At 60.5% G+C, this 19,918-nt stretch carries 19 protein-coding genes, 1 tRNA gene and 1 pseudogene; 15 read left to right on the forward strand and 6 right to left on the reverse strand.

Features of this window, described 5'->3' with window-relative positions; translation table 11 throughout:
• Window positions 1-34 precede the first annotated feature (34 nt).
• The 15 genes and pseudogenes from AC1DU9_RS10940 (at window position 35) to AC1DU9_RS11010 (ending at window position 14,178) form a co-directional block, all read left to right on the forward strand.
• On the forward strand, window positions 35-1,102 hold the full coding sequence (locus AC1DU9_RS10940) for a putative urea ABC transporter substrate-binding protein (protein ID WP_223462984.1): 1,068 nt from the start codon (window positions 35-37) through the stop codon (window positions 1,100-1,102).
• Window positions 1,103-1,117: 15 nt separating this feature from the next.
• Window positions 1,118-1,933 carry an ABC transporter permease gene (locus tag AC1DU9_RS10945; RefSeq protein WP_223462983.1) on the forward strand — a complete coding sequence of 272 codons (816 nt, stop codon included), beginning with the start codon at window positions 1,118-1,120 and terminating at the stop codon, window positions 1,931-1,933.
• Window positions 1,930-2,718: an ABC transporter ATP-binding protein gene (locus tag AC1DU9_RS10950; RefSeq protein WP_223462982.1), complete on the forward strand. Its 789-nt coding sequence runs from the start codon at window positions 1,930-1,932 to the stop codon at window positions 2,716-2,718. Before AC1DU9_RS10945 ends, AC1DU9_RS10950 begins: the two co-directional genes overlap by 4 nt.
• Window positions 2,719-2,731: 13 nt before the next feature.
• Window positions 2,732-3,457 (forward strand): urea amidolyase associated protein UAAP1, encoded by a 726-nt coding sequence (locus tag AC1DU9_RS10955; protein WP_223462981.1) that lies wholly within the window; start codon window positions 2,732-2,734, stop codon window positions 3,455-3,457.
• 11 nt (window positions 3,458-3,468) lie between these two features.
• Entirely contained in the window at window positions 3,469-4,110 is a 642-nt protein-coding gene (locus AC1DU9_RS10960) for an urea amidolyase associated protein UAAP2 (protein ID WP_477810149.1), read from the forward strand.
• 303 nt (window positions 4,111-4,413) lie between these two features.
• Window positions 4,414-8,061, forward strand: coding sequence for an urea carboxylase (uca, locus tag AC1DU9_RS10965; RefSeq protein WP_223462979.1), 3,648 nt, complete (start codon window positions 4,414-4,416; stop codon window positions 8,059-8,061).
• Window positions 8,062-8,086: 25 nt separating this feature from the next.
• A complete protein-coding gene (atzF, locus tag AC1DU9_RS10970; protein ID WP_223462978.1) occupies window positions 8,087-9,865 on the forward strand; it encodes an allophanate hydrolase in 1,779 nt (592 codons plus the stop codon).
• A gap of 93 nt (window positions 9,866-9,958) precedes the next feature.
• Window positions 9,959-10,156 (forward strand): annotated as a pseudogene (locus tag AC1DU9_RS10975) (diguanylate cyclase domain-containing protein); the annotation flags it as partial.
• Complete coding sequence (locus AC1DU9_RS10980; RefSeq protein ID WP_223462977.1) at window positions 10,143-10,358, forward strand: cysteine-rich CWC family protein; 216 nt, start codon at window positions 10,143-10,145, stop codon at window positions 10,356-10,358. The pseudogene AC1DU9_RS10975 and the gene AC1DU9_RS10980, both read left to right, overlap by 14 nt.
• A gap of 36 nt (window positions 10,359-10,394) precedes the next feature.
• A complete protein-coding gene (locus tag AC1DU9_RS10985) occupies window positions 10,395-11,087 on the forward strand; it encodes a pseudouridine synthase (RefSeq protein WP_223462976.1) in 693 nt (230 codons plus the stop codon).
• A gap of 314 nt (window positions 11,088-11,401) precedes the next feature.
• Window positions 11,402-12,286 carry an alpha/beta fold hydrolase gene (locus AC1DU9_RS10990; protein ID WP_223462975.1) on the forward strand — a complete coding sequence of 295 codons (885 nt, stop codon included), beginning with the start codon at window positions 11,402-11,404 and terminating at the stop codon, window positions 12,284-12,286.
• A gap of 181 nt (window positions 12,287-12,467) precedes the next feature.
• Window positions 12,468-12,541: transfer RNA gene (locus AC1DU9_RS10995), tRNA-Gly, on the forward strand.
• A 294-nt stretch (window positions 12,542-12,835) separates the two neighbouring features.
• Window positions 12,836-13,015 carry a type II toxin-antitoxin system HicA family toxin gene (locus AC1DU9_RS11000; RefSeq protein WP_077184214.1) on the forward strand — a complete coding sequence of 60 codons (180 nt, stop codon included), beginning with the start codon at window positions 12,836-12,838 and terminating at the stop codon, window positions 13,013-13,015.
• A 37-nt stretch (window positions 13,016-13,052) separates the two neighbouring features.
• On the forward strand, window positions 13,053-13,460 hold the full coding sequence (locus AC1DU9_RS11005) for a type II toxin-antitoxin system HicB family antitoxin (RefSeq protein ID WP_095945156.1): 408 nt from the start codon (window positions 13,053-13,055) through the stop codon (window positions 13,458-13,460).
• A 448-nt stretch (window positions 13,461-13,908) separates the two neighbouring features.
• The gene (locus AC1DU9_RS11010; RefSeq protein WP_007997797.1) at window positions 13,909-14,178 is read left to right on the forward strand and encodes a hypothetical protein; all 270 of its coding nucleotides are present in this window, start codon (window positions 13,909-13,911) and stop codon (window positions 14,176-14,178) included.
• A 216-nt stretch (window positions 14,179-14,394) separates the two neighbouring features.
• Here the strand turns inward: AC1DU9_RS11010 and tam are convergent, their stop codons facing one another.
• From tam to AC1DU9_RS11040, 6 genes are all read right to left on the reverse strand, one after another.
• Complete coding sequence (tam, locus tag AC1DU9_RS11015; RefSeq protein WP_223462974.1) at window positions 14,395-15,165, reverse strand: trans-aconitate 2-methyltransferase; 771 nt, start codon at window positions 15,163-15,165, stop codon at window positions 14,395-14,397.
• A gap of 261 nt (window positions 15,166-15,426) precedes the next feature.
• Entirely contained in the window at window positions 15,427-16,512 is a 1,086-nt protein-coding gene (locus AC1DU9_RS11020; RefSeq protein ID WP_223462973.1) for a type I restriction endonuclease, read from the reverse strand.
• Between the two features lie 434 nt (window positions 16,513-16,946).
• Window positions 16,947-17,450 carry a DUF4142 domain-containing protein gene (locus AC1DU9_RS11025; RefSeq protein WP_223462972.1) on the reverse strand — a complete coding sequence of 168 codons (504 nt, stop codon included), beginning with the start codon at window positions 17,448-17,450 and terminating at the stop codon, window positions 16,947-16,949.
• 72 nt (window positions 17,451-17,522) lie between these two features.
• Window positions 17,523-17,681: a KGG domain-containing protein gene (locus AC1DU9_RS11030; RefSeq protein WP_223462971.1), complete on the reverse strand. Its 159-nt coding sequence runs from the start codon at window positions 17,679-17,681 to the stop codon at window positions 17,523-17,525.
• Between the two features lie 117 nt (window positions 17,682-17,798).
• On the reverse strand, window positions 17,799-19,145 hold the full coding sequence (locus AC1DU9_RS11035) for a sensor domain-containing protein (RefSeq protein ID WP_223462970.1): 1,347 nt from the start codon (window positions 19,143-19,145) through the stop codon (window positions 17,799-17,801).
• Window positions 19,146-19,224: 79 nt separating this feature from the next.
• Window positions 19,225-19,863, reverse strand: coding sequence for a LysE family translocator (locus AC1DU9_RS11040; RefSeq protein WP_108227804.1), 639 nt, complete (start codon window positions 19,861-19,863; stop codon window positions 19,225-19,227).
• Window positions 19,864-19,918 lie beyond the last annotated feature (55 nt).

Raw genomic sequence — 19,918 nt, forward strand, 5'->3', positions numbered from 1 at the left:
GTCCTGTCCGTCCTTGATCAACTGGAGAACCACCATGTCCCAGCTTCGTTTACCCGCCCTGCTCGCCGCTGCGTTCGCAGCCCTCGTGAGCTTCTCGTCCCAGGCCGCCCAGAAAGACCACTTCAGCGTGTGCTGGACGATCTACGCCGGCTGGATGCCGTGGGAATATGCCGGCAGCCAGGGCATCGTCGACAAATGGGCGAAAAAGTACGGCATCAAGATCGATGTGGTACAGCTCAACGACTACGTCGAATCGATCAACCAATACACCGCCGGCCAGTTCGACGGCTGCACCATGACCAACATGGACGCGCTGACCATTCCGGCCGCCGGCGGCGTCGACAGCACTGCGCTGATCGTCAGCGATTTCTCCAACGGCAATGACGGCATCGTGCTCAAGGGCGAAGGCAAAAAAGTCGCCGACCTCAAGGGCATGGACGTCAACCTGGTGGAGCTGTCGGTGTCCCATTACCTGCTGGCCCGGGCTCTGGATTCGGTGGACCTCACCGAGAAAGACCTGAAAGTGGTCAACACCTCCGACGCCGACATCTCCGCCGCCTTCAACACCGATCAGGTCAGTGCCGTCACCACCTGGAACCCGATGCTTTCGGACATCAAGGCCAAGCCTGCCGTGACCGAGGTGTTCAACTCCAGCCAGATCCCCGGCGAAATCATGGACATGATGGTGGTCAACAGCGCCACCCTCAAAGACAACCCGGCCCTGGGCAAGGCACTGACTGGCGCCTGGTTCGAAGTGGTCGAGTTGATGAGCGCGAAAAACGCCGCCAGCAAAGCCGCGCTGGAACACATGGCCAAGGCCTCGGGCACTGACCTGGCGGGTTTCCAGGCACAACTGGACACCACTAAATTGTTCGCCACACCGAAAGAAGCGCTGGCGTTTTCCACCAGCAAGCAACTGCCGGAGACCATGCGCAAGGTCGCCGAATTCTCCTTCCAGCACGGCTTGCTGGGTGAAGGCGCCAAGGACACCAGCGCAGTCGGCATGGCCTTCGCCAACGGTGTGACCAGCGGCGACAAAGGCAACCTCAAGCTGCGTTTCGACCCGAGTTACGTGCAGATGGCCGCCGACGCCAAGCTGTAATCAGGAGAACTGGCCATGCGCCTGATCAACCGTCACCCGGACCGTCCGAGTCGCCTGTTGCTGGTGATCCTGCCGTTCGCCCTGGTGCTGTTCGCCTACTTCACAGGCTCGGCCGAGCGACTGGCGGACAACCCCAACGACAAGCTACTGCCCAGCGCCGTGCAGATGACCGATGCGGTGAAACGCCTGGCGTTCGTGGCCGACACCCGCACCGGCGAATACCTGCTGTGGCAGGACACGGCGTCCAGCCTGCAACGCCTGGCCATCGGCCTGGGCATCAGCGCCCTGGCCGGGCTGTGCCTGGGCATCGCCGCCGGTACCCTGCCGCTGTTCGGTGCGCCGTTGTCACCGTTACTGACGGTGCTGTCGATGGTGCCACCGCTGGCGATCCTGCCGATCCTGTTCATCGTCTTCGGCCTGGGGGAATTGTCGAAAGTGATGCTGATCGTCATCGGCATCACCCCGGCCCTGGCCCGTGACCTGGAACAGCGCGCCCGGGAAATCCCCGTGGAGTTGCTGATCAAGGCCCAGACCCTCGGCGCTTCGACCTGGACCCTGATGCTGCGGGTGGTGTTGCCGCAACTGTTGCCCCGCTTGTTGATCTCGCTGCGACTGATGCTCGGCTCGGCATGGCTGTTCCTGATCGCCGCCGAGGCCATCGCCTCTACCGACGGTCTCGGCTACCGGATTTTCCTGGTGCGCCGCTACCTGGCGATGGACGTGATCCTGCCCTACGTGGTGTGGATCACCCTGCTCGCCTGGCTGATGGATTGGGGGCTCAAGCACCTCACTCACCGCGCCTTTCCCTGGTATGAGGGGGCTGCCAAATGAGTTTCATCACCGTTAAAAACGTCTGGCAGCAATACGACGATCAGGTGGTGCTCGAAGGTCTGAACCTGAGCGTCAACGAAGGTGAGTTCTGCACACTCGTCGGCGCGTCCGGCTGCGGCAAATCGACCTTCCTGCGCCTGCTGCTCGGCCAGGAGCGCGCCAGTCGTGGCGAGATCCTGCTCGACGGTCAGCCCTTGGCCGCAGAGCCGGACGCCAGCCGTGGCGTGGTGTTCCAGCGCTACTCGGTGTTCCCGCATCTGAGCGTGCTGGACAACGTCGCCCTCGGTCTCGAACTGCCGCGCTCACCCTTGCTTGGACGACTGTTCGGCGGCGCGAAAAAAGCGGCCCGCGAACAGGCTTCGGTGTTGCTGCACAAAGTCGGCCTGGGCCACTCGCTGGACAAGTACCCGGCGCAGCTCTCCGGCGGCATGCAACAGCGGCTGGCCATCGCCCAGGCGCTGATCATGAAGCCGCGGGTGTTGCTGCTCGACGAACCGTTCGGCGCCCTCGATCCGGGCATCCGCAAAGACATGCACGCCTTGCTGCTGGAGCTGTGGCGCGAGACCCGACTGACGGTGTTCATGGTCACCCATGACCTGTCCGAAGGTTTCAGCCTCGGCACGCGGCTGCTGGTGTTCGACAAGGTCCGCCTCGATCCGCACGCCCCCGGCGCCTATGGCGCACGCATCACCTACGACATCCCTTTGAACAGCGACCGCCGCGCCCGGAGCAAGGCCGTCGACGCCTTGCCGGTGCAACTGGCTGGCACGCTCCGTATCGCTTGAGAGGATTCTGCCCATGACCGATTCAACCCAACTGTTCCCGCCCTTCGCCGAAGAAATGCTCCCCGGCGGCGGCCATCGTTCCTTCGTGCTCAAGCGCGGCCAATTGCTGCGCCTGACCGACCTGCGCGGCGGCGCCAACGTCAGCCTGACGTTGCTCAACGCCAATGAAAAAACCGAGCGCCTGAACCTGCCCGACAGCCTCAAATGCCAACACACCGCCAAGCTCACCGCCGGCCATTGCCTGTACTCGGACATGGGCCGCGTGCTGGCCGCCATCACCGCCGACACCTGCGGCTGGAGCGACAGCCTCGGTGGCGTGCTCTGCGCTGAAGAAGTGGCAGAAAAATACGGCGTCGGCCGCTATCAGGAATTGCGCAACGGCTTCTTCCGTAACGGCACCGACAACCTGTTGGTGGAACTGGGCAAGTGGGGGCTGGGCCTGTCCGACCTGCTGATGACCCTCAACCTGTTCAGCCGCGTGAACGTCGATGACGCCGGACGTTTCCACTTCGTCGAGGGCAATTCCAAGGCTGGCGACTACATCGAGTTGTACGCGCCGATGGACACCCTGGTGGTGCTCACCGCCCTGCAGCACCCGATGGACCCGACGCCGGACTATGCACCGAAACCCTTGAAGCTCAGCTGGATGAACGCCGACGCCAGCGTCGCCGAACACTGCCGCACCTCGCGCCCGGAAAACGAGCGCGGCTTCATCAACACCGACCGTTTGTTTGCCTGAGGATCGCTGCCATGTCACTCGCTATCGCTACCGTTMACAAGCAACCAGACACCGCGATCTACCGCGCCACCATCCCCGCCGGCGAACCCTGGCTGATGGAGGTCAAGGCCGGCCAGACCCTGCGCATCCTCGACCTTGAGGGCAATCAGGCCGTCGACACCTTGTTCTACAGCGTTGCCAATCCCAGGGAGCGCTACGACGTGCAGCGCACCCTGCGTCGGCAGAACAGCGTGTACCTGAGCACTGGCAGCGTGCTGTATTCCAACCTCGGCAAGCCGATGCTGACCATCGTCGCCGACACTTGCGGGCGTCACGACACCCTGGGCGGCGCCTGTGCGCAAGAGAGCAACACCGTGCGCTATGCCCTGGAAAAACGCTACATGCACAGCTGCCGCGACAACTACCTGCGCGCCTGTGCTCACGATGGCCGCCTGGGCAAGGGCGACATCGGGCCGAACATCAACTTCTTCATGAACGTGCCGGTCACCGCTGACGGGGGCCTGACCTTCGAAGACGGCATCTCGGCACCGGGCAAGTACGTCGACCTGCGCGCCGAGATGGACGTGATCGTGTTGATCTCCAACTGCCCGCAACTGAACAACCCGTGCAATGCCTACAACCCGACGCCTGCGGAGCTGCTGGTATGGAACTGAAATTCCCGAGATTGCGGCGCTGGTTGTTTGCCTTGTGCCAGGCCCGATCCGGCCAGTGCCTCAAATCTACAGAACACCAATAAACCCTGTAGGAGCGAGCCTGCTCGCGATGGCGTCAGCGCATTCACCACATATGTTGACTGACCCACCGCTATCGCGAGCAAGCTCGCTCCCACAGGGGATCGGCGGTGTTGCGAAGTGAACTGATTTGTCACCGGGGACGGCCCAGGTGCATCAAAAAAACTGCGGGACGGCCCGCATCCCAGTCGAGGCTGATGCGCTATCGCCTCCGGGGGTTATGCCATGTTCGAAAAAGTCCTGATTGCCAACCGTGGCGCCATTGCCTGCCGCATCCTGCGTACCTTGCGCGAGCTGCAAGTGCAGGGCGTTGCCGTGTACTCCGAAGCCGATGCCGCCAGCCTGCACATCCTGCAAGCCGACGAGGCCCACAGCCTCGGCGAAGGTGCGGCCGCCGGCACTTACCTGATGGTTGATAAAATCCTCGCCATCGCCAAAACCACCGGCGCCACCGCGATCCATCCCGGCTACGGATTTCTATCGGAAAACGCCGCGTTCGCCGAAGCCTGCGAGGCCGCCAACATCGCCTTCATCGGCCCGACGCCCGAACAACTGCGGGTGTTCGGCCTCAAGCACACCGCCCGCGCCCTGGCCAAACAACACAGCGTGCCCATGCTCGAAGGCACCGGACTGCTCGACAGCCTCGATGCCGCATTGATCGCCGGCGAACAGGTCGGCTATCCGGTGATGCTCAAAAGCACCGCCGGCGGTGGCGGCATCGGCATGCGCGTGTGCCGCAGCGCGGCCGAGTTGAGCGAGTCCTTCGAGGCCGTCAAACGCCTGGGCCAGAACAACTTCAGCGACGCCGGGGTGTTCATCGAGAAGTACATCCAGCGTGCCCGTCACCTGGAAGTGCAGGTATTCGGCGATGGTCACGGTGAAGTGATCGCCCTCGGCGTGCGCGACTGCTCGGTGCAGCGCCGCAATCAGAAAGTCCTCGAGGAAACCCCGGCGCCAAACCTGCCCGACGGCATGGCCGATGAACTGTGTGCGGCGGCGATCAAACTGGCCAAGGCAGTGAACTACCGCAGTGCCGGCACCGTGGAGTTCGTCTTCGACAGCGATGCCCGGCGCTTCTATTTCCTTGAGGTGAACACTCGCTTGCAGGTGGAACACGGTGTCACCGAACAGGTATGGGGTGTCGATCTGGTGCGCTGGATGGTGCAACTGGCGGCCGGTGACCTGCCGCCGCTGAGCGATCTGGCACAGGGTTTGAAACCGCAGGGCCATGCGATTCAGGCACGGTTGTATGCCGAGGATCCGGGTCGCGATTTTCAACCCAGCCCGGGCTTGCTCACCGCCGTGGATTTCCCGGCGGCCAATGGCATTCGACTGCGCATCGACACCTGGGTCGAGGCTGGCTGCGAGATCCCGCCCTACTTCGACCCGATGATCGCCAAGGTCATCAGTTGGGCGCCGACTCGCGAAGAGGCCCGCGCCGATTTGCATCAAGCCCTCGGCGACAGTCAGCTGTATGGCGTGGAAACCAACCGCGACTACCTGCGGCAGATTCTGCTCGATGTGCCTTTCGCCAGCGGCCAGCCGTGGACCCGTTGCCTGGAAGGCCTGGTCTATCAGGCCAACACTTTCGAGGTACTCAGCGCCGGTACGCAAACCAGTGTTCAGGACTATCCCGGCCGTCTCGGTTACTGGGCGGTCGGCGTGCCGCCATCGGGGCCGATGGACAGTCGGGCGTTGCGTCTGGGTAACCGTTTGCTGGGCAATGACGAAGGCGCGGCGGCGCTGGAAATCACCATGAACGGGCCGTTGCTGCGCTTCAACTGCGAGGCGGTGGTGGCGGTGACCGGGGCGGTGACTCCATTACTGCTCAACGGTGAAGCCGTGCCGATGAACACTGCGCTGTTGGTCGCCGTAGGATCCACCTTGAGCCTCGGCACCATTGCCGGTGCGGGCGCGCGCAGCTATCTGTGCCTGCGCGGCGGCCTGCAAGTGCCGGACTATCTGGGCAGCAAAAGCACCTTCACCCTCGGTCAGTTTGGTGGCCACGGTGGTCGCGCCTTGCGGGCCGGCGACATATTGCATGTGCCAGCGCTGGATGACCGTAGCGCCGGTGAACAACTGGTTGAAGAACAGGTCGCCGAGTTGCCGGCGGTTCGGCAGATTCGCGTGATCTACGGTCCCCACGGGGCCCCGGAATATTTCACCGAAAACTACATCGGCACCTTCTTCGCCACGCAGTGGGAAGTGCACTTCAACTCCAGCCGCACGGGCGTGCGCCTGATCGGACCGAAACCTGAGTGGGTGCGCACCGACGGTGGTGAAGCCGGTTTGCATCCGTCGAACATCCACGACAATCCGTACGCGATCGGCGCGGTGGATTTTACCGGTGACATGCCGGTGATCCTCGGCCCGGATGGCCCGAGCCTCGGCGGGTTCGTGTGCCCGGTGACGGTGATCGAGGCGGATCTTTGGCAACTGGGGCAACTCAAGGCGGGGGACAAGGTGCAGTTCTCCCCTGTCGACCTCAAGACCGCCCGCACCCTGGCCTTGAAATGGACTCCCTCCTGTAGGAGTGAGCCTGCTCGCGATGACGGCATCACATCCGACATCTCTGTGACTGAAACACCGCAATCGCGAGCAGGCTCACTCCTACAGGGAATTGTGTCGCCTGTGGTATTGGATTTGGGGCAGGATGACACGCGGCTGGTGGCGAGGCTGTCCGGCGACACCCACCTGCTACTGGAAATCGGCGCCCCCGAACTGGACCTGGTTCTGCGCTTCCGCGCCCACGCCCTCATGCAGGCGCTGGAAAGCAAACACCTGCACGGCGTGATCGACCTGACGCCAGGCATCCGTTCCCTGCAAATTCACTATCAGCCCGAACAACTGCCGCTGTCCGACCTGCTCGGCATCGTCGCCGGCGAATGGGACGCCGTATGCGCCGCCAAAGACCTGCAAGTACCGTCGCGCATCGTTCATCTGCCGTTGTCCTGGGACGACCCGGCGTGCCAGTTGGCCATCGAGAAATACATGACCACCGTGCGCAAGGACGCGCCATGGTGCCCGAGCAACCTGGAGTTCATCCGCCGCATCAATGACCTGCCGAACCTCGATGAAGTGCAACGCACGGTGTTCGACGCCAGCTATCTGGTGATGGGCCTGGGCGATGTCTATCTCGGCGCACCGGTCGCCACCCCGCTCGACCCGCGCCATCGCCTGGTGACCACCAAGTACAACCCGGCGCGCACCTGGACCGCGGAAAACTCGGTGGGCATCGGCGGCGCCTACATGTGCGTCTACGGCATGGAAGGCCCCGGCGGCTATCAGTTTGTCGGGCGCACGCTGCAGATGTGGAACCGCTACCGCGAAGTCGCAGCCTTCGATGGCAAACCGTGGTTGCTGCGGTTTTTCGATCAGATCCGTTTCTACCCGGTCAGCGCCAATGAACTGCTGCGCATCCGCCGGGATTTCCCCCTCGGGCGCTTCGACCTGAACATCGAGCACAGTCAGTTGAATCTGGCGGATTATCAGGCGTTTCTGGCGCAGGAAGCCGAGACCATCGGCGCGTTTCGCAATCAGCAAAAAGGCGCGTTCAACGCCGAACGCGAGCGCTGGATCGCCAGCGGCCAGGCCCATTTCGACAGTGAAGAACCGGCCCCGGAGGCGACCGCAGAGGCGCCGCTGGCCAGCGGCCAACAGAGCGTCGACAGCCATATCGCCGGCAACCTCTGGCAGGTTCAGGTCGAGGCCGGTTGCCACGTCGAGGCCGGTGACGTGCTGGTGATCCTGGAGTCGATGAAGATGGAAATCCCCCTGCTCGCACCGATGGCCGGCGTGGTGCGCGAGATTCGCGTGCAACCGGGTTCGGCGGTGCGCGCCGGACAGCGCGTCGTGGTGCTGGAACTCGACTGAACCCATTTTGCCAAGGACTCATGCCATGAACATCAACCTGCAACTCGACGCCCTGCGCAGCGCTTATCGCCACGGCAACCTTACCCCCCGGCAACTGCTGCTGAACCTGCGGGACAAAGCCGCCGCGCTGAACCCGGACTATCACCTGTTCATCCACTTGCTCAGCGCCGAAGAACTGGAACCTTACCTCGCCGCCCTCGACGATCGCGCTCCCGACAGTCTGCCGCTGTATGGTGTGCCGTTCGCGATCAAGGACAACATCGACCTGGCGGGCATTCCGACCACGGCGGCGTGCCCGGCATTTGCCTACGTGCCGCAGCGTTCGGCGACCATCGTCGAGCAACTGCTGGCCCTCGGTGCGATTCCGTTGGGCAAGACCAACCTCGACCAGTTCGCCACGGGGCTCAACGGCAGCCGCTCACCCTACGGCGCGTGCCCCAACAGCGTGCTGCCGCAGTACCCATCGGGCGGATCCAGCGCCGGTTCGTCGCTGGCGGTGGCGCTCGGCGTCGCGAGTTTTTCCCTGGGCACCGACACCGCAGGGTCCGGACGCGTGCCGGCGGCGTTGAACAATCTGGTCGGGATGAAAGCCACCAAGGGCCTGATCTCGACGGCCGGCGTCGTACCGGCCTGTCGTACGCTGGATTGCGTCACCACGTTCACTGCCACCGCCCGGGAGGCCAGTCAGTTGCTGGCACTCACTGCGCGCCTCGATCCACGGGACGAATACAGCCGCAGCAACCCGTTGTGGAACGACGGCTCGGCGTTCGGCACACCGCGGCCGTTCCGTTTCGGCGTGCCGCGCGCGCAGGATCTGCAATTTTTCGGTTGCCCTGAAGGCCCGCTGTTGTTCGGTGATGCCATCGACCACCTCAAGGCCTTGGGCGGCGAAGCGGTGGAACTGGACTTGTCACCGTTTCTGGAGGCCGCCCGCTTGCTCTATGAAGGCCCGTGGGTGGCCGAGCGCTACAGCGTGGCCGGGGAGTTGATGGCGCAAAATCCCGAGGCCGTGTTGCCGGTGATTCGCGCCGTATTGGCCAAGGCGTCCGCCGTCGACGGCGTGCAAACCTTCCGCGCCCAATACCGCCTGCAAGCGCTCAAAGCCCTGTGCGACAACGCGCTGGAAGGCCTCGACTGTGTCGTCACGCCGACCATCGGCCGCCCGGTGACGCTGGCTGAACTCGAGGCCGAACCGGTGCTGCGCAATTCGGAACTGGGCTACTACACCAACTTCATGAACCTGCTCGACTACGCCGCTGTCGCCGTGCCCAGCGCCTTCATGGACAACGGCATGCCTTGGGGCGTGACGCTGTTTGGCCGGGCCTTCACCGATCAGTATCTGCTGAGCGTGGCGGATGCCCTGCAGCGTCAGCAAGGCCTGGCCGCACCTGCCCCGGCGCCGGTTGCACGCCATGATCGGGCGCGGCTGGTGGTCTGCGGCGCGCACCTGGACGGGCTGGCGTTGAACTGGCAGCTCAAGCAGCGCGGCGCCCGCCTGGTGGAATCGACATTCAGTTCGCCGGACTATCAACTCTATGCCCTGGCCGGCGGCCCGCCGTTTCGTCCGGGCATGGTCCGGGTGAAGGGTGGCGGCGTGGCGATTGCGGTGGAAGTCTGGGAGTTGCCAAGCAGCGAGTTGGGTTCGTTCCTGACCGGGATTCCGGCACCGCTGGGATTGGGCAAGGTACAACTGGCGGATGGTCGCTGGGAAAGCGGGTTTATCTGTGAGGCCTATGGGTTGGAGGGTGCGGTGAACATCAGTCATTTGGGCGGGTGGCGGATGTATCTGAAAACCCTGCGATAAACACACATCCCCTGTGGGAGCGAGCTTGCTCGCGATGGCGTCAGCACATTCACGATTGATGTGACTGACATACCGCAATCGTCGGATCGCCGCTCGGAGCAAGCTCGCTCCCACAGGCTCCTGCACGAAGCCTTGCAACTGACCGTGAACATCGGCCTCACCACCCTGCAGCCCGATGACACCTTGCACAGCCTGCTGTCGCGGGCGGATCATGCGATGTATCGGGCCAAACAAAGTGGCCGCAACCGAACCTGCGTAGAGAAGTCTCACTCCGTCCATGAACCAGCCTGAGCTCTGCCCCGCCTGCGGCGCCCCCAACGACTGCACCCTGGCCGACCCGCGAACCGCTGACCGCGCCTGCTGGTGCTACGGCGTCAGCATCGACCCGGCGGTGCTCCAGGCGCTGCCGACGGAACTGCGCAACGCCTCGTGCCTGTGCCCGCGTTGCGCCGAAGTCGAGACGCAGTTGCAAGCAGCGCCCGAATCGTTCTAGTAAGATGCGCGCCCCTTTCCTCACTGATCCTTAGTCATGCGCGTCGACCGTTTCCTCAGCAACCTGCCGTGCTTCAACCGTAAGCAGGTACGCCTGTTGCTGGTGGAAAAACGCGTCAGGGTTGACGGAAAAGTCGTCAGCGACCCGCACAGCGAAGTCCGCGAATTCAGCCGCGTCGAAGTCGACAACGACGTGCTGCAAGTCGGTAAACCGCTGCGCCACTTCATGCTGCACAAACCTGCCGGTTGCGTCAGCGCTACCAAGGACCCGCAGCACCCAACCGTGCTCGACCTGATTGATGAACCGGACAAGGAAGAACTGCACATCGCCGGACGCCTGGACTTCAATACCACCGGTCTGATGCTGATCACCAACGATGGCAGCTGGTCGCGACGCTTGACCCAACCACAGACCAAACTGCCCAAGGTCTATTACGTCGAAACCGAACAGGACATCGGCCCCGAATACGCGGTCAAGTTCAGCCAAGGGCTGTACTTCGCCTTCGAAGACCTCACCACGCAACCGGCCGGGCTAGAGCTGCTCGGGGCAAAATGCGCACGCCTGAGCATCGTCGAGGGTCGCTACCACCAGGTCAAGCGCATGTTCGGCCACTTCAACAACAAGGTGATGCGCCTGCACCGCGAACGCATGGGGCCGCTGGTGCTCGACGACGCGTTGAAACCGGGCGAATACCGCTCACTGAGCGATGCAGAGATCGGATTGATCTAAGCAGGCGACCGCCGAGCAGAAAGTTGTCGAACAATTTACCAATGGCACTTGCGCGATGACGTGACCCCTGCTTGAATCAGGACGTCGGCCGAAATGTGACCGACGAGTCACCACATACTTCCAAGAAACTTTTTGCCGGTAGGAACCCAAGGGTTCCGGCCTCATCCGGCAGACTGCCCGCCAATAACAATACCCGTCGACCGGACTGCAGTGGATCGACATGGGCCTCTCAAATTCCAGGCGTATGCCTACCTGTCACAAAGCTCGTGCAATCTCTATTTGCGCGCATACCCGCTTGCCAGGAGTCTTATGACATGAGGCCAGAAATCGCTGTGTTGGATATACAGGGTCAGTATCGGGTTTACACGGAGTTCTATCGCGCAGACGCCGCAGAGAGGACCATTATCCTGGTCAACGGCTCGATGGCCACGACTGCGTCGTTTGCACAAACCGTGAAAAACCTCCATCCGCAGTTCAACGTCGTCTGCTACGACCAGCCCTACGCGGGCCGGTCAAAAGCCCACAACCTGCATGAAAAAATGCTCACCAAGGAAATCGAAGGGCAGATCCTGCTCGAGCTGATCGACCACTTCGCCGCCGAGCACGTGCTGTCGTTTTCCTGGGGCGGTGCCGCGACCATGATGGCGTTGTCGCAACGGCCACGGCGCATCGAAAAAGCCGTGATCAGCTCGTTCTCCCCGGTGATCAACGCGCACATGCTTGACTACCTCGAGCGTGGCGTCGAACACCTCAGCAACCTGGACCGCGACCGGGTCGGGCATCTGGTGAACGACACCATCGGCAAACACCTGCCGTCGTTGTTCAAGCGCTTCAACTATCGCCACGTCAGCTCCCTGGCCGAACATGAGTACGGGCAGATGCACTTCCACATCAACGACGTGCTGCACAACGATCGCCAGTGCTACCTGCACGCGGCAAAAAAAATCGACGTGCCGGTGCTGTTCCTCAACGGCGAATGGGACGAATACACCGCCGCCGACGACGCCCGGTTGTTCGAAAGCCACGTGCAACACAGCACGTTCAGTACCATTCAGGCCACCGGCCACTTTCTCGACATGGAGCACAAAGCCGCCTGCCGAGACAGCCGCAACGCACTGATGGGCTTCCTGAAGCCAGCGCAACACGAAAGCCGACCGCGTTACCACAAAGCCCAGGAACACCATGCATTGGCAAACTGAAGTAGCGTCATCGCGAGCAAGCCCCACCCTGCTGCGTTAAACGTATTCTGCAGGCGCGAGGCTTGCCCGCGATCGACCGTCATGCGATTCGGGCTTTTTTGTCACATTTGCGTTAAACCCGCTCCACGTAAAGAAAAACTTCAAATCCGCGGCCGTATCTGGTACAAAGTCAGCGCTCTGAGCGGGTGTCGTATAATGGCATTACTCCAGCTTCCCAAGCTGATAACGAGGGTTCGATTCCCTTCACCCGCTCCAATCGAATTTTGATCTCACGTCAGGGTGGTTTTGACGGGGGATGCAGAGACAGAAAAAACCGGTCTTGATGGCCGGTTTTTTTATGCCTGAAATTCGAGTGTCACGTGTTTACGGCAAAACCTCGCAATACACAAAATAGGTAATGACAGGCTTACCCAAAGCCTTTGCCACAGCGCCCTCCTAGACTCGAAGCCTATCGCTTTCCCGCCGAACCCAGGAAGGTTTGGTAGGTATAGTGTTGATAACAAAATCTTAGTAGGTATAGTAACCACAAGCACACCACAGGGAGGTGATGTGAATAGCCGATTTTTGATAAGCCAACTCGTTGCGGACGGCTGGTATCTGGTACGAATCAGAGGCAGCCATCATCACTTCAAGCACCCGACCAAACCGGGGCTGGTGACAGTCCCTCACCCGAAGAAAGATCTGCTCAAGAAAACGGCCATCAGTATTTTGCAACAGGCGCTGCTCTAAGGAGCCCGATGCGCTAGGTCCGTGGAGGACAATGAACATGCTGTACCCAATTGCAATTTCAATGGGCGACGACCAACACGCCTGGGGTGTGGAAGTCCCCGACATTCCGGGCTGCTTTTCCGCTGGGGAAGACCTGGATGACGCGATGGCCATGGCGCGGGAAGCCATTGAAGGCCACTTCGAGATTCTGGCCGAAGACGGTTCGCCAATTCCCCCCGCCAATAAAGTGACCTTACATGCTGCCAACCCAAAGTACGCGGGGTGTGCGTGGGCGCTGGTGGACATCGACGTAACCAAATATCTGGGCAAGGCCCAGAAGCTGAACATCACGTTGCCTGGCTACCTCCTCAACCGGATTGATGAGTACGTACTGCATCACCCGGAAGAGAAAAGCCGTTCGGGCTTTCTGGCCTCGGCGGCACTCAAGGTCTTGCAACAGAGCTGAAAACCTTGCTTTTGACATGAATAAACCGGTCCCAAGTGGCCGGTTTTTTTGTGGGCGGGATTTGATGAAGGGCCCGTCGAAGTCAGTGCAAAGACCCACTTTTAAAGGCCCAACGGAGATCAACGCTAGAAAAAGCAACGTCCTACACGACACTGGGAAATGTCCGTACACTTGCGCATTGCTGTGCCTTTGTCATGAGACCTATAGTCCGACCGCGCCCAAATGGCGTATCGGGTTTGGCGACTCGGTAACAACGGTACAGAAGGCTCCGAGGATTTCTCGGAGCACTTTTGATCACGCTTGGCTGCTTTTTCGGTAGCTGTGCGTGGGAGACCTTCGGGTCTGCCGGTTTTACCATTGTCCGGTTCGCCAACCCGCGTACAGCTACCACCCTATTGTTTGGCGACAATTGAGTGGTAGGTCTTCCACCTACAATTGGTACTCACTCATGAAAGAATTCATGGCTTTAACCAGCAACGCCGACGACCTCCCCTCCCTCTACGTCAACACCACCCAACCCCTACACTCCCTGCTCAGCACCGCCAGCTACAGAATTCGAGCCGTGACGCAGCTGCTTGAAAATCTCGCAATGCGCGGCGACCTTACCTCTGACTCAGTTGTACTCAGTGACTTCGCATTGCTGTGCTGCGTGCCGTTGCGTGATGGTTGCGATGTGCTGGATGTGATCGCTCGACGAATGGACGCAGAGCCGTCCTGAGCGATCGCGGCCAGTTAAGAGATAGCACGGACGAACAGTCATTGTGGCGAGGGAGCTTGTCGGATCGCCGCACCGTCCCGCTGGGGCGGTCCGCATTCGGGCGAAGCGACCCCGAATAGGGACCGCTACGCAGTCCAGCGGGAGCAAGCTCCCTCGCCACGGGTTGCCATCCTTCGCCCCGAGATCAAGACGCTCTTCAACTGTCCCCTTTTCGCATCAGCGGGTCGCGACGATAAACAGTCGCGGGAATGGCAACAGCACCGAACCATCGGCCATGGCCGGATACGCCCGCTCGATAGCAGTCTGATATTGCTTCAGATACTGCGCCCGTTCCGCCTCGTCCAGCGGATCGAGAAACGGCCGTAAGCCACTGCCCTTGAACCACTCCACCACCCCAGACGCACCGCCCGCGAGCGGATGATGGTATGTGGTGCGCCACACATCGACGCGGGTGCAGCAGGCTTTGAGTATCGAGTAGTAGCCACTGGCATCGGCCATCTCGGTCCGCTGCCCGGCGGCGCCTGCCAGTTTGCCGACCCAAGGGCCATCAGCGGCGACTTCACGCATCAAGCGGTGCGAGTGTTCATTCAGGTTGTCAGGCATCTGGACGGCCAGGCTGCCACCCGGCGCCAGTTTGCTCACCAGCGACGGCAACAACGTGGCGTGATCAGGCACCCACTGCAATACCGCGTTGGCGAAAATCACATCGAACGGGCCCCCGTCGTTCCAGGTGTCGATGTTCGCGACATCAAACTGCACCTGCGGCAGACGCTTGCGCGCGGCCTCGATCATGTCGATCGAACTGTCCAGGCCTCGGACCGTGGCGTTGGCAAAACGCTCCACCAGCAACTCGGTGGAGTTACCGGGCCCACAACCGATATCGATGGCCGAGCGCACGTCCCCGGCGGGGATGGCCGCCAACAGGTCGCGGGCGGGACGGGTGCGTTCATCTTCAAAAGCGACGTACTGTTTGGCGGACCAACTCATTGCGTTCTCCTGTCGGTACGTTGTCGTGATCTGGGCAGACCACCAGTTCACTACGATACATCGGCCAATAGGCTCTGCTCTATTCCACCTTTGTTGCGAAAACTTCTGTGGGAGCGAGCTTGCTCGCGATGGCGATTGCACAGTCAACATCGTCGTCGACTGACATGGCGCTATCGCGAGCAAGCTCGCTCCCACAGTTTTTCAACTTAACTGATCGGCCTAGGCTCTATTGACCAGTTTTTTCGTCGCTAGACAGCAATCTTAATCATAGTACCCGACAGTCTTCTTCAAATGATCCGAGTACTCGTAAATGTCATCAACGGAGTTGATTGCATGCCGGGTTTCATTCTTCTCTTCGTCAAATATGCCAATGTATTTCTGCGATCGGTTGAAGTGCAGTCGGCAGATCGGTTTGCGGTTGTTGTCATCGAGCAGGATGCCAAAGTAACTCTGTGTGTCGCGCTGAACAATCCGCTTGGCGTCAACAACCGACCGGACCACGGCACGGACGATGTGATATCCCTCCAGCTCTTCCAATGTCGTCAGTACCTTGTCCTCTGACTCGTCTCGAACATCTGATTGCTCAGTGCCACCGGTAGCGACCGGTACAGAGGCGAGCGCAGGCTGGATGACGCCACTCATAGCCGACTTGAGCCGGTCATTGATTTGGTCGTTGAGAAACTGCACCACGGCCTTTCTCGTCAGTTCCTGGAACTGCTCGCGGACCTTCTGAGTAATCACCCCGTCGTAAACACGTGAAGCGAAGACCTTCACAAAATCGTCGTCCGGCTTGCTGACCTGAGATGCAATCACCTTCTTGATTTGGCTGACGTACTTCAACTCACCTGCGGCGCTGATGATCGACTCCACATCGAATGCAGACTTGGTGAGTTTCACCAGTTCAGGAACGGAATACTCGTCTATATCCAGCAGATCGAGTTCAAGAAACGGCTTCTCGTCCATTTTGTTAGGCGCGTCCAGATCAGTGAAAAACTTATAGACCTGGCCATTGGTGAGAATGGAGATTCGAGCGCTGGTGACATGGAAATAACGAAACAGTTGGGAGGCATGATTGATGTGCAGTGGCTCGCCTATTTTCTTGCACTCGATGAGGATCTGTACCTCGCCAGCCTTCATGATTGCGTAGTCAATTTTCTCCCCTTTCTTCGTTCCAATATCGCAAACGAATTCAGGTGTCACTTCCGTCGGATCGAAAACATCGTAGCCCAGTACCGTGCTGATAAAGGGCATGACAAAAGCATTCTTGGTCGCTTCTTCCGTTTGAATGGCAGCGCTCTGCAAACGAACTTTGGCAGCGAGACTTGCTAACTTTTCGAAGAATTCCATGAGTAGCCTCTTTTCCGGTTTCGATCCGTGTGAATACATGCTGGCAAATTGACTGCCATTGATACTAGACACAAACCGGCACAAAGGAAGAATCCCACCAAGAATTAAGATCTTGCCCACCGCCATGCTTCATTGGGTCGCAACCCCAGCCGAATTTTCATCTAGCCACCTATGCCTGAACTTCAGGTTCATCCCCTACAAGGAGCACGGTCATGAAACTCGCAAAAAACGCGCAGACACTCGCCCTCTGGGCCTGTAGCCCCGGACGTTCCTGGAGACGCTGCGCAGGCATTACCGTGCCATGGACGAGAACGAAGTACTTGACCTCAATGGCCTGAATCCACTGCATAACCTCAATCCGCATCTGAATCAGTGCTGAAAAGAAAAACGGCGCGTGACCGAAGTCCCGCGCCGTTTTTGTTCAATCCTTATGCTCAACTTTTAGCCTGCAACGCCTTGGCCATTTGCAGATGATTTTGCAGTTTTGGCAGGGTCTCTTCGGCGAACGCCTTGATTTCCGGCAGGTCGGTGGTCTGTGCTTCCTGCTGCAATTGATCGATGGCTTCCTGGGTGGTCTTCACCTGACTGGCTGCATAGGCCTCGTCGAAGGTCACCCCATCCATGACTTGTGGCATCAGGGCTTTGGCCTTTTCGACAACCTCTTCGCGTGGAGCGACCGGTAAGTCGAGTTTCTTGGCGATTTTCGCCAGGTGCTGGTTCGCAGTGGTGCGGTCGTTGATGACAACGATGGTGTAGTCCTTGACCTCTTTGGACTCGGATTTCTGGTGCGCCACGCGGCTCGCTTCGATATCGGCGATACCTTTTGCCGAGGCCTCGTCGATGAATTCGGCGGGCGACTGGGCAAAGGCGCTGCTGGCAATCAGGCCCAGCAGCGTGGCAAAACTGGCATTACATAATCGGGTGGCCATCCGGTTCATGGTCGCGCCCTCCTTTTCAAATTCAAACGGGAGCGTTCGCCCCCGCCTCTCAATCAAAACCACCTGCATCCTTTAGCGGGTTTTCTGACCGCCCTTGCGGCTCATGTCGGGTTTCGCCGGGTCTTTATCGACGGTCGTGGTGGTGGTTTTCCCACCCTTGCGACCGGCTTCAGAGGCCTTCGTTCGATCGTTGGCGAAGTTTCCCGAGTTCGAGTTTCTTGAATCAGGCATGATTCTCTTCCTCCTGGTGATGATCGCGGCGAGCTGTAACCCCCATAGAATCTGAAGTTGCGCGTCCCAAAAGGTTTAGAAAATTGCATGGATACCACGACGAACGGTGCCCGGTTTTCAGACCAGTCGCAGGTGATGCTCGCGTTTGGCGCAGTACATTGCCTCGTCGGCATGCCGGAACAATTGCTTCTCTTCGGTGCCGTGATCGGGGTATCGGGCGACGCCGATACTTGGCTGGATGTTCACGCTGTGCCCGTCCAGGCGCAGGGGCTGGACCAGGACCTGACGGATTTTCTCGACCACGATGTCGGTATCGTCCGCAGCGCGAATGCTGTGCAGCAACACCACGAATTCATCGCCGCCGATGCGGGCCACGGTGTCGGTTTCCCGCACGCAACCCTTGAGCCGGTTGGCCACCGCTTGCAGCAGCATGTCGCCGACCGCGTGGCCATGGGTGTCGTTGACGTGCTTGAAGCGGTCGAGGTCGATGTACAACAGCGCCATGCGCCCGCGGTCCTCCCGGGCCACTTGCAGTGATGCCTTGAGCCGGTCGCGCAGCAGTTCACGGTTGGGTAACTGGGTCAGCTGGTCGTACTGGGCCATGTATTGCAGGCGGGCATGCAGTTGTTTGCGCTCGATGGCGGTCGCGACCTGGGCGCAGACGTATTGCAGCAGTTCCTTGTCTTGCTCGGTGTAGCGCTCGCCGCCCGGAATGCTCTTGACGATCAACGCACCGATGGTGCCTTTTTGCGAGTTCAGCGGCACACCCAGCCAACACGGTGCGTTCTGCCCGGTCACCAGCGCTTCGAAGCCGGCAGGCGGTGGGCACTGGTCCGGGGTCAGCAGGATCGGCTGCCCCGTACGGATCACTTCGGTGCACAGGCGCCCGGTCATGGTTCCAGGCTGCTCGGGCTGTGGCTCGTGGTCATCGACGTGATAAGGGAAGTTCAGCTGTGCGCAGTGCTCGTCGTACAGCGCCACGGAAAAATTCAGTGCCGGCAGCCATTCGCCGATGATCATGTGGATGCGTTTGAACAACGCCAGCAGATCCTCTGCCGCATGGGCTGCTTCGGAAATCGCATACAGCGCGGCCTGGCGGGATTCGGCCTGCTTGCGTTCGGTGATGTCGCGGGCCACCGCGATGCGCAACTGATCGTCCTCGGACCAACGTGCAGACCAGAGGATGTGCACCACGCTGCCGTCCTTGCGCAGGTAGCGGTTTTCGAAGTTGAGCTTGGGTTCGCCACCCATGATTTCCCGCGCGGCGTCGAGGGTGCGCTGGCGATCGGCCGGGTGCACCATATCGATCATCGTCTCTCCGATCATCTCATCGGCGCTGTAGCCGAAAATACGCTCGCACGCCGCACTGACAAAGACGAAGCGGCCCTGTTTATCCACCGCACAGACGGCGTCCAGCAACAGATCGATATAGCTTGCCAGTGGCGCGGAATTTCGGTTTTCCATGGTTCAGCGTGGGTGTCCCGATAATGCAGCGCTTATCAATCATCCCTGCCCTGTCGGCCTTGCATCCTTGTGATCATATTCAAGCCTTGTTCGGCATCAGCCCCGGCAACGCATGGACCAGCGCGTTAATGGCGAAACCGATGAACATCACCCCGCACAACCGGGTGATTGCCAGTTCATGACGCTGGTACAAGCTGCGCACTCGCCGAGCACCGACAACGCCAATGAGAATAGCGTAGGCGAGCAACCCGCCGACGAAACTCAGGGCGATCAGCGCCGGCAACATTGACCAGTTGAGCAGTTCCGCGCGGCTCGACAACAGGGCCGTGAACGTCGCCACCGCCACCGGATAGGCCTTCGGATTGGTCAAACCGAACAGAATGCCGTGCCAGAACGGTTGCCGCGCCGGGCCCTGTGGCGCATCAGCGCTGCTGCGCCGGGCGCGCACCGCACGCCAGCCGAGCCAGAACAGGTACAGGCCGCTGAGCACACCGAGCACGTCGAACGCGGTACTGCCGATCTCCCGCGCACCGACAATCGCGATCAGCGCCGTGCTGCACCAGATCACATCGCCAAGCAAATGCCCGCACAGAAACCCTGCCCCGGCCCGTCGCCCATGGGCCGCGCCAATGCCGAACACCGCCAGCACACCCGGCCCCGGGGTGATGCCGTAGATAAAACCCGAGGCAAGCACGGCCATTAGCAACGATGGGGTCATGGGGAGTCCTTTTGAACTGCTTGGTGAATGGTGGCCAGTCTATATCAGGTCTTCA

This window comes from Pseudomonas sp. P4_C1 (assembly GCF_056402155.1).

Bases quoted from the DNA above. Each gene is read 5' to 3' on its own strand.
- AC1DU9_RS10940 (WP_223462984.1), top strand. From the start codon at position 35: ATGTCCCAGCTTCGTTTACCCGCCCTGCTCGCCGCTGCGTTCGCAGCC.
- AC1DU9_RS10945 (WP_223462983.1), top strand. From the start codon at position 1,118: ATGCGCCTGATCAACCGTCACCCGGACCGTCCGAGTCGCCTGTTGCTG.
- AC1DU9_RS10950 (WP_223462982.1), top strand. From the start codon at position 1,930: ATGAGTTTCATCACCGTTAAAAACGTCTGGCAGCAATACGACGATCAG.
- AC1DU9_RS10955 (WP_223462981.1), top strand. From the start codon at position 2,732: ATGACCGATTCAACCCAACTGTTCCCGCCCTTCGCCGAAGAAATGCTC.
- uca (WP_223462979.1), top strand. From the start codon at position 4,414: ATGTTCGAAAAAGTCCTGATTGCCAACCGTGGCGCCATTGCCTGCCGC.
- atzF (WP_223462978.1), top strand. From the start codon at position 8,087: ATGAACATCAACCTGCAACTCGACGCCCTGCGCAGCGCTTATCGCCAC.
- AC1DU9_RS10980 (WP_223462977.1), top strand. From the start codon at position 10,143: ATGAACCAGCCTGAGCTCTGCCCCGCCTGCGGCGCCCCCAACGACTGC.
- AC1DU9_RS10985 (WP_223462976.1), top strand. From the start codon at position 10,395: ATGCGCGTCGACCGTTTCCTCAGCAACCTGCCGTGCTTCAACCGTAAG.
- AC1DU9_RS10990 (WP_223462975.1), top strand. From the start codon at position 11,402: ATGAGGCCAGAAATCGCTGTGTTGGATATACAGGGTCAGTATCGGGTT.
- AC1DU9_RS11005 (WP_095945156.1), top strand. From the start codon at position 13,053: ATGCTGTACCCAATTGCAATTTCAATGGGCGACGACCAACACGCCTGG.
- AC1DU9_RS11010 (WP_007997797.1), top strand. From the start codon at position 13,909: ATGAAAGAATTCATGGCTTTAACCAGCAACGCCGACGACCTCCCCTCC.
- tam (WP_223462974.1), bottom strand. From the start codon at position 15,165: ATGAGTTGGTCCGCCAAACAGTACGTCGCTTTTGAAGATGAACGCACC.
- AC1DU9_RS11020 (WP_223462973.1), bottom strand. From the start codon at position 16,512: ATGGAATTCTTCGAAAAGTTAGCAAGTCTCGCTGCCAAAGTTCGTTTG.
- AC1DU9_RS11025 (WP_223462972.1), bottom strand. From the start codon at position 17,450: ATGAACCGGATGGCCACCCGATTATGTAATGCCAGTTTTGCCACGCTG.
- AC1DU9_RS11030 (WP_223462971.1), bottom strand. From the start codon at position 17,681: ATGCCTGATTCAAGAAACTCGAACTCGGGAAACTTCGCCAACGATCGA.
- AC1DU9_RS11035 (WP_223462970.1), bottom strand. From the start codon at position 19,145: ATGGAAAACCGAAATTCCGCGCCACTGGCAAGCTATATCGATCTGTTG.
- AC1DU9_RS11040 (WP_108227804.1), bottom strand. From the start codon at position 19,863: ATGACCCCATCGTTGCTAATGGCCGTGCTTGCCTCGGGTTTTATCTAC.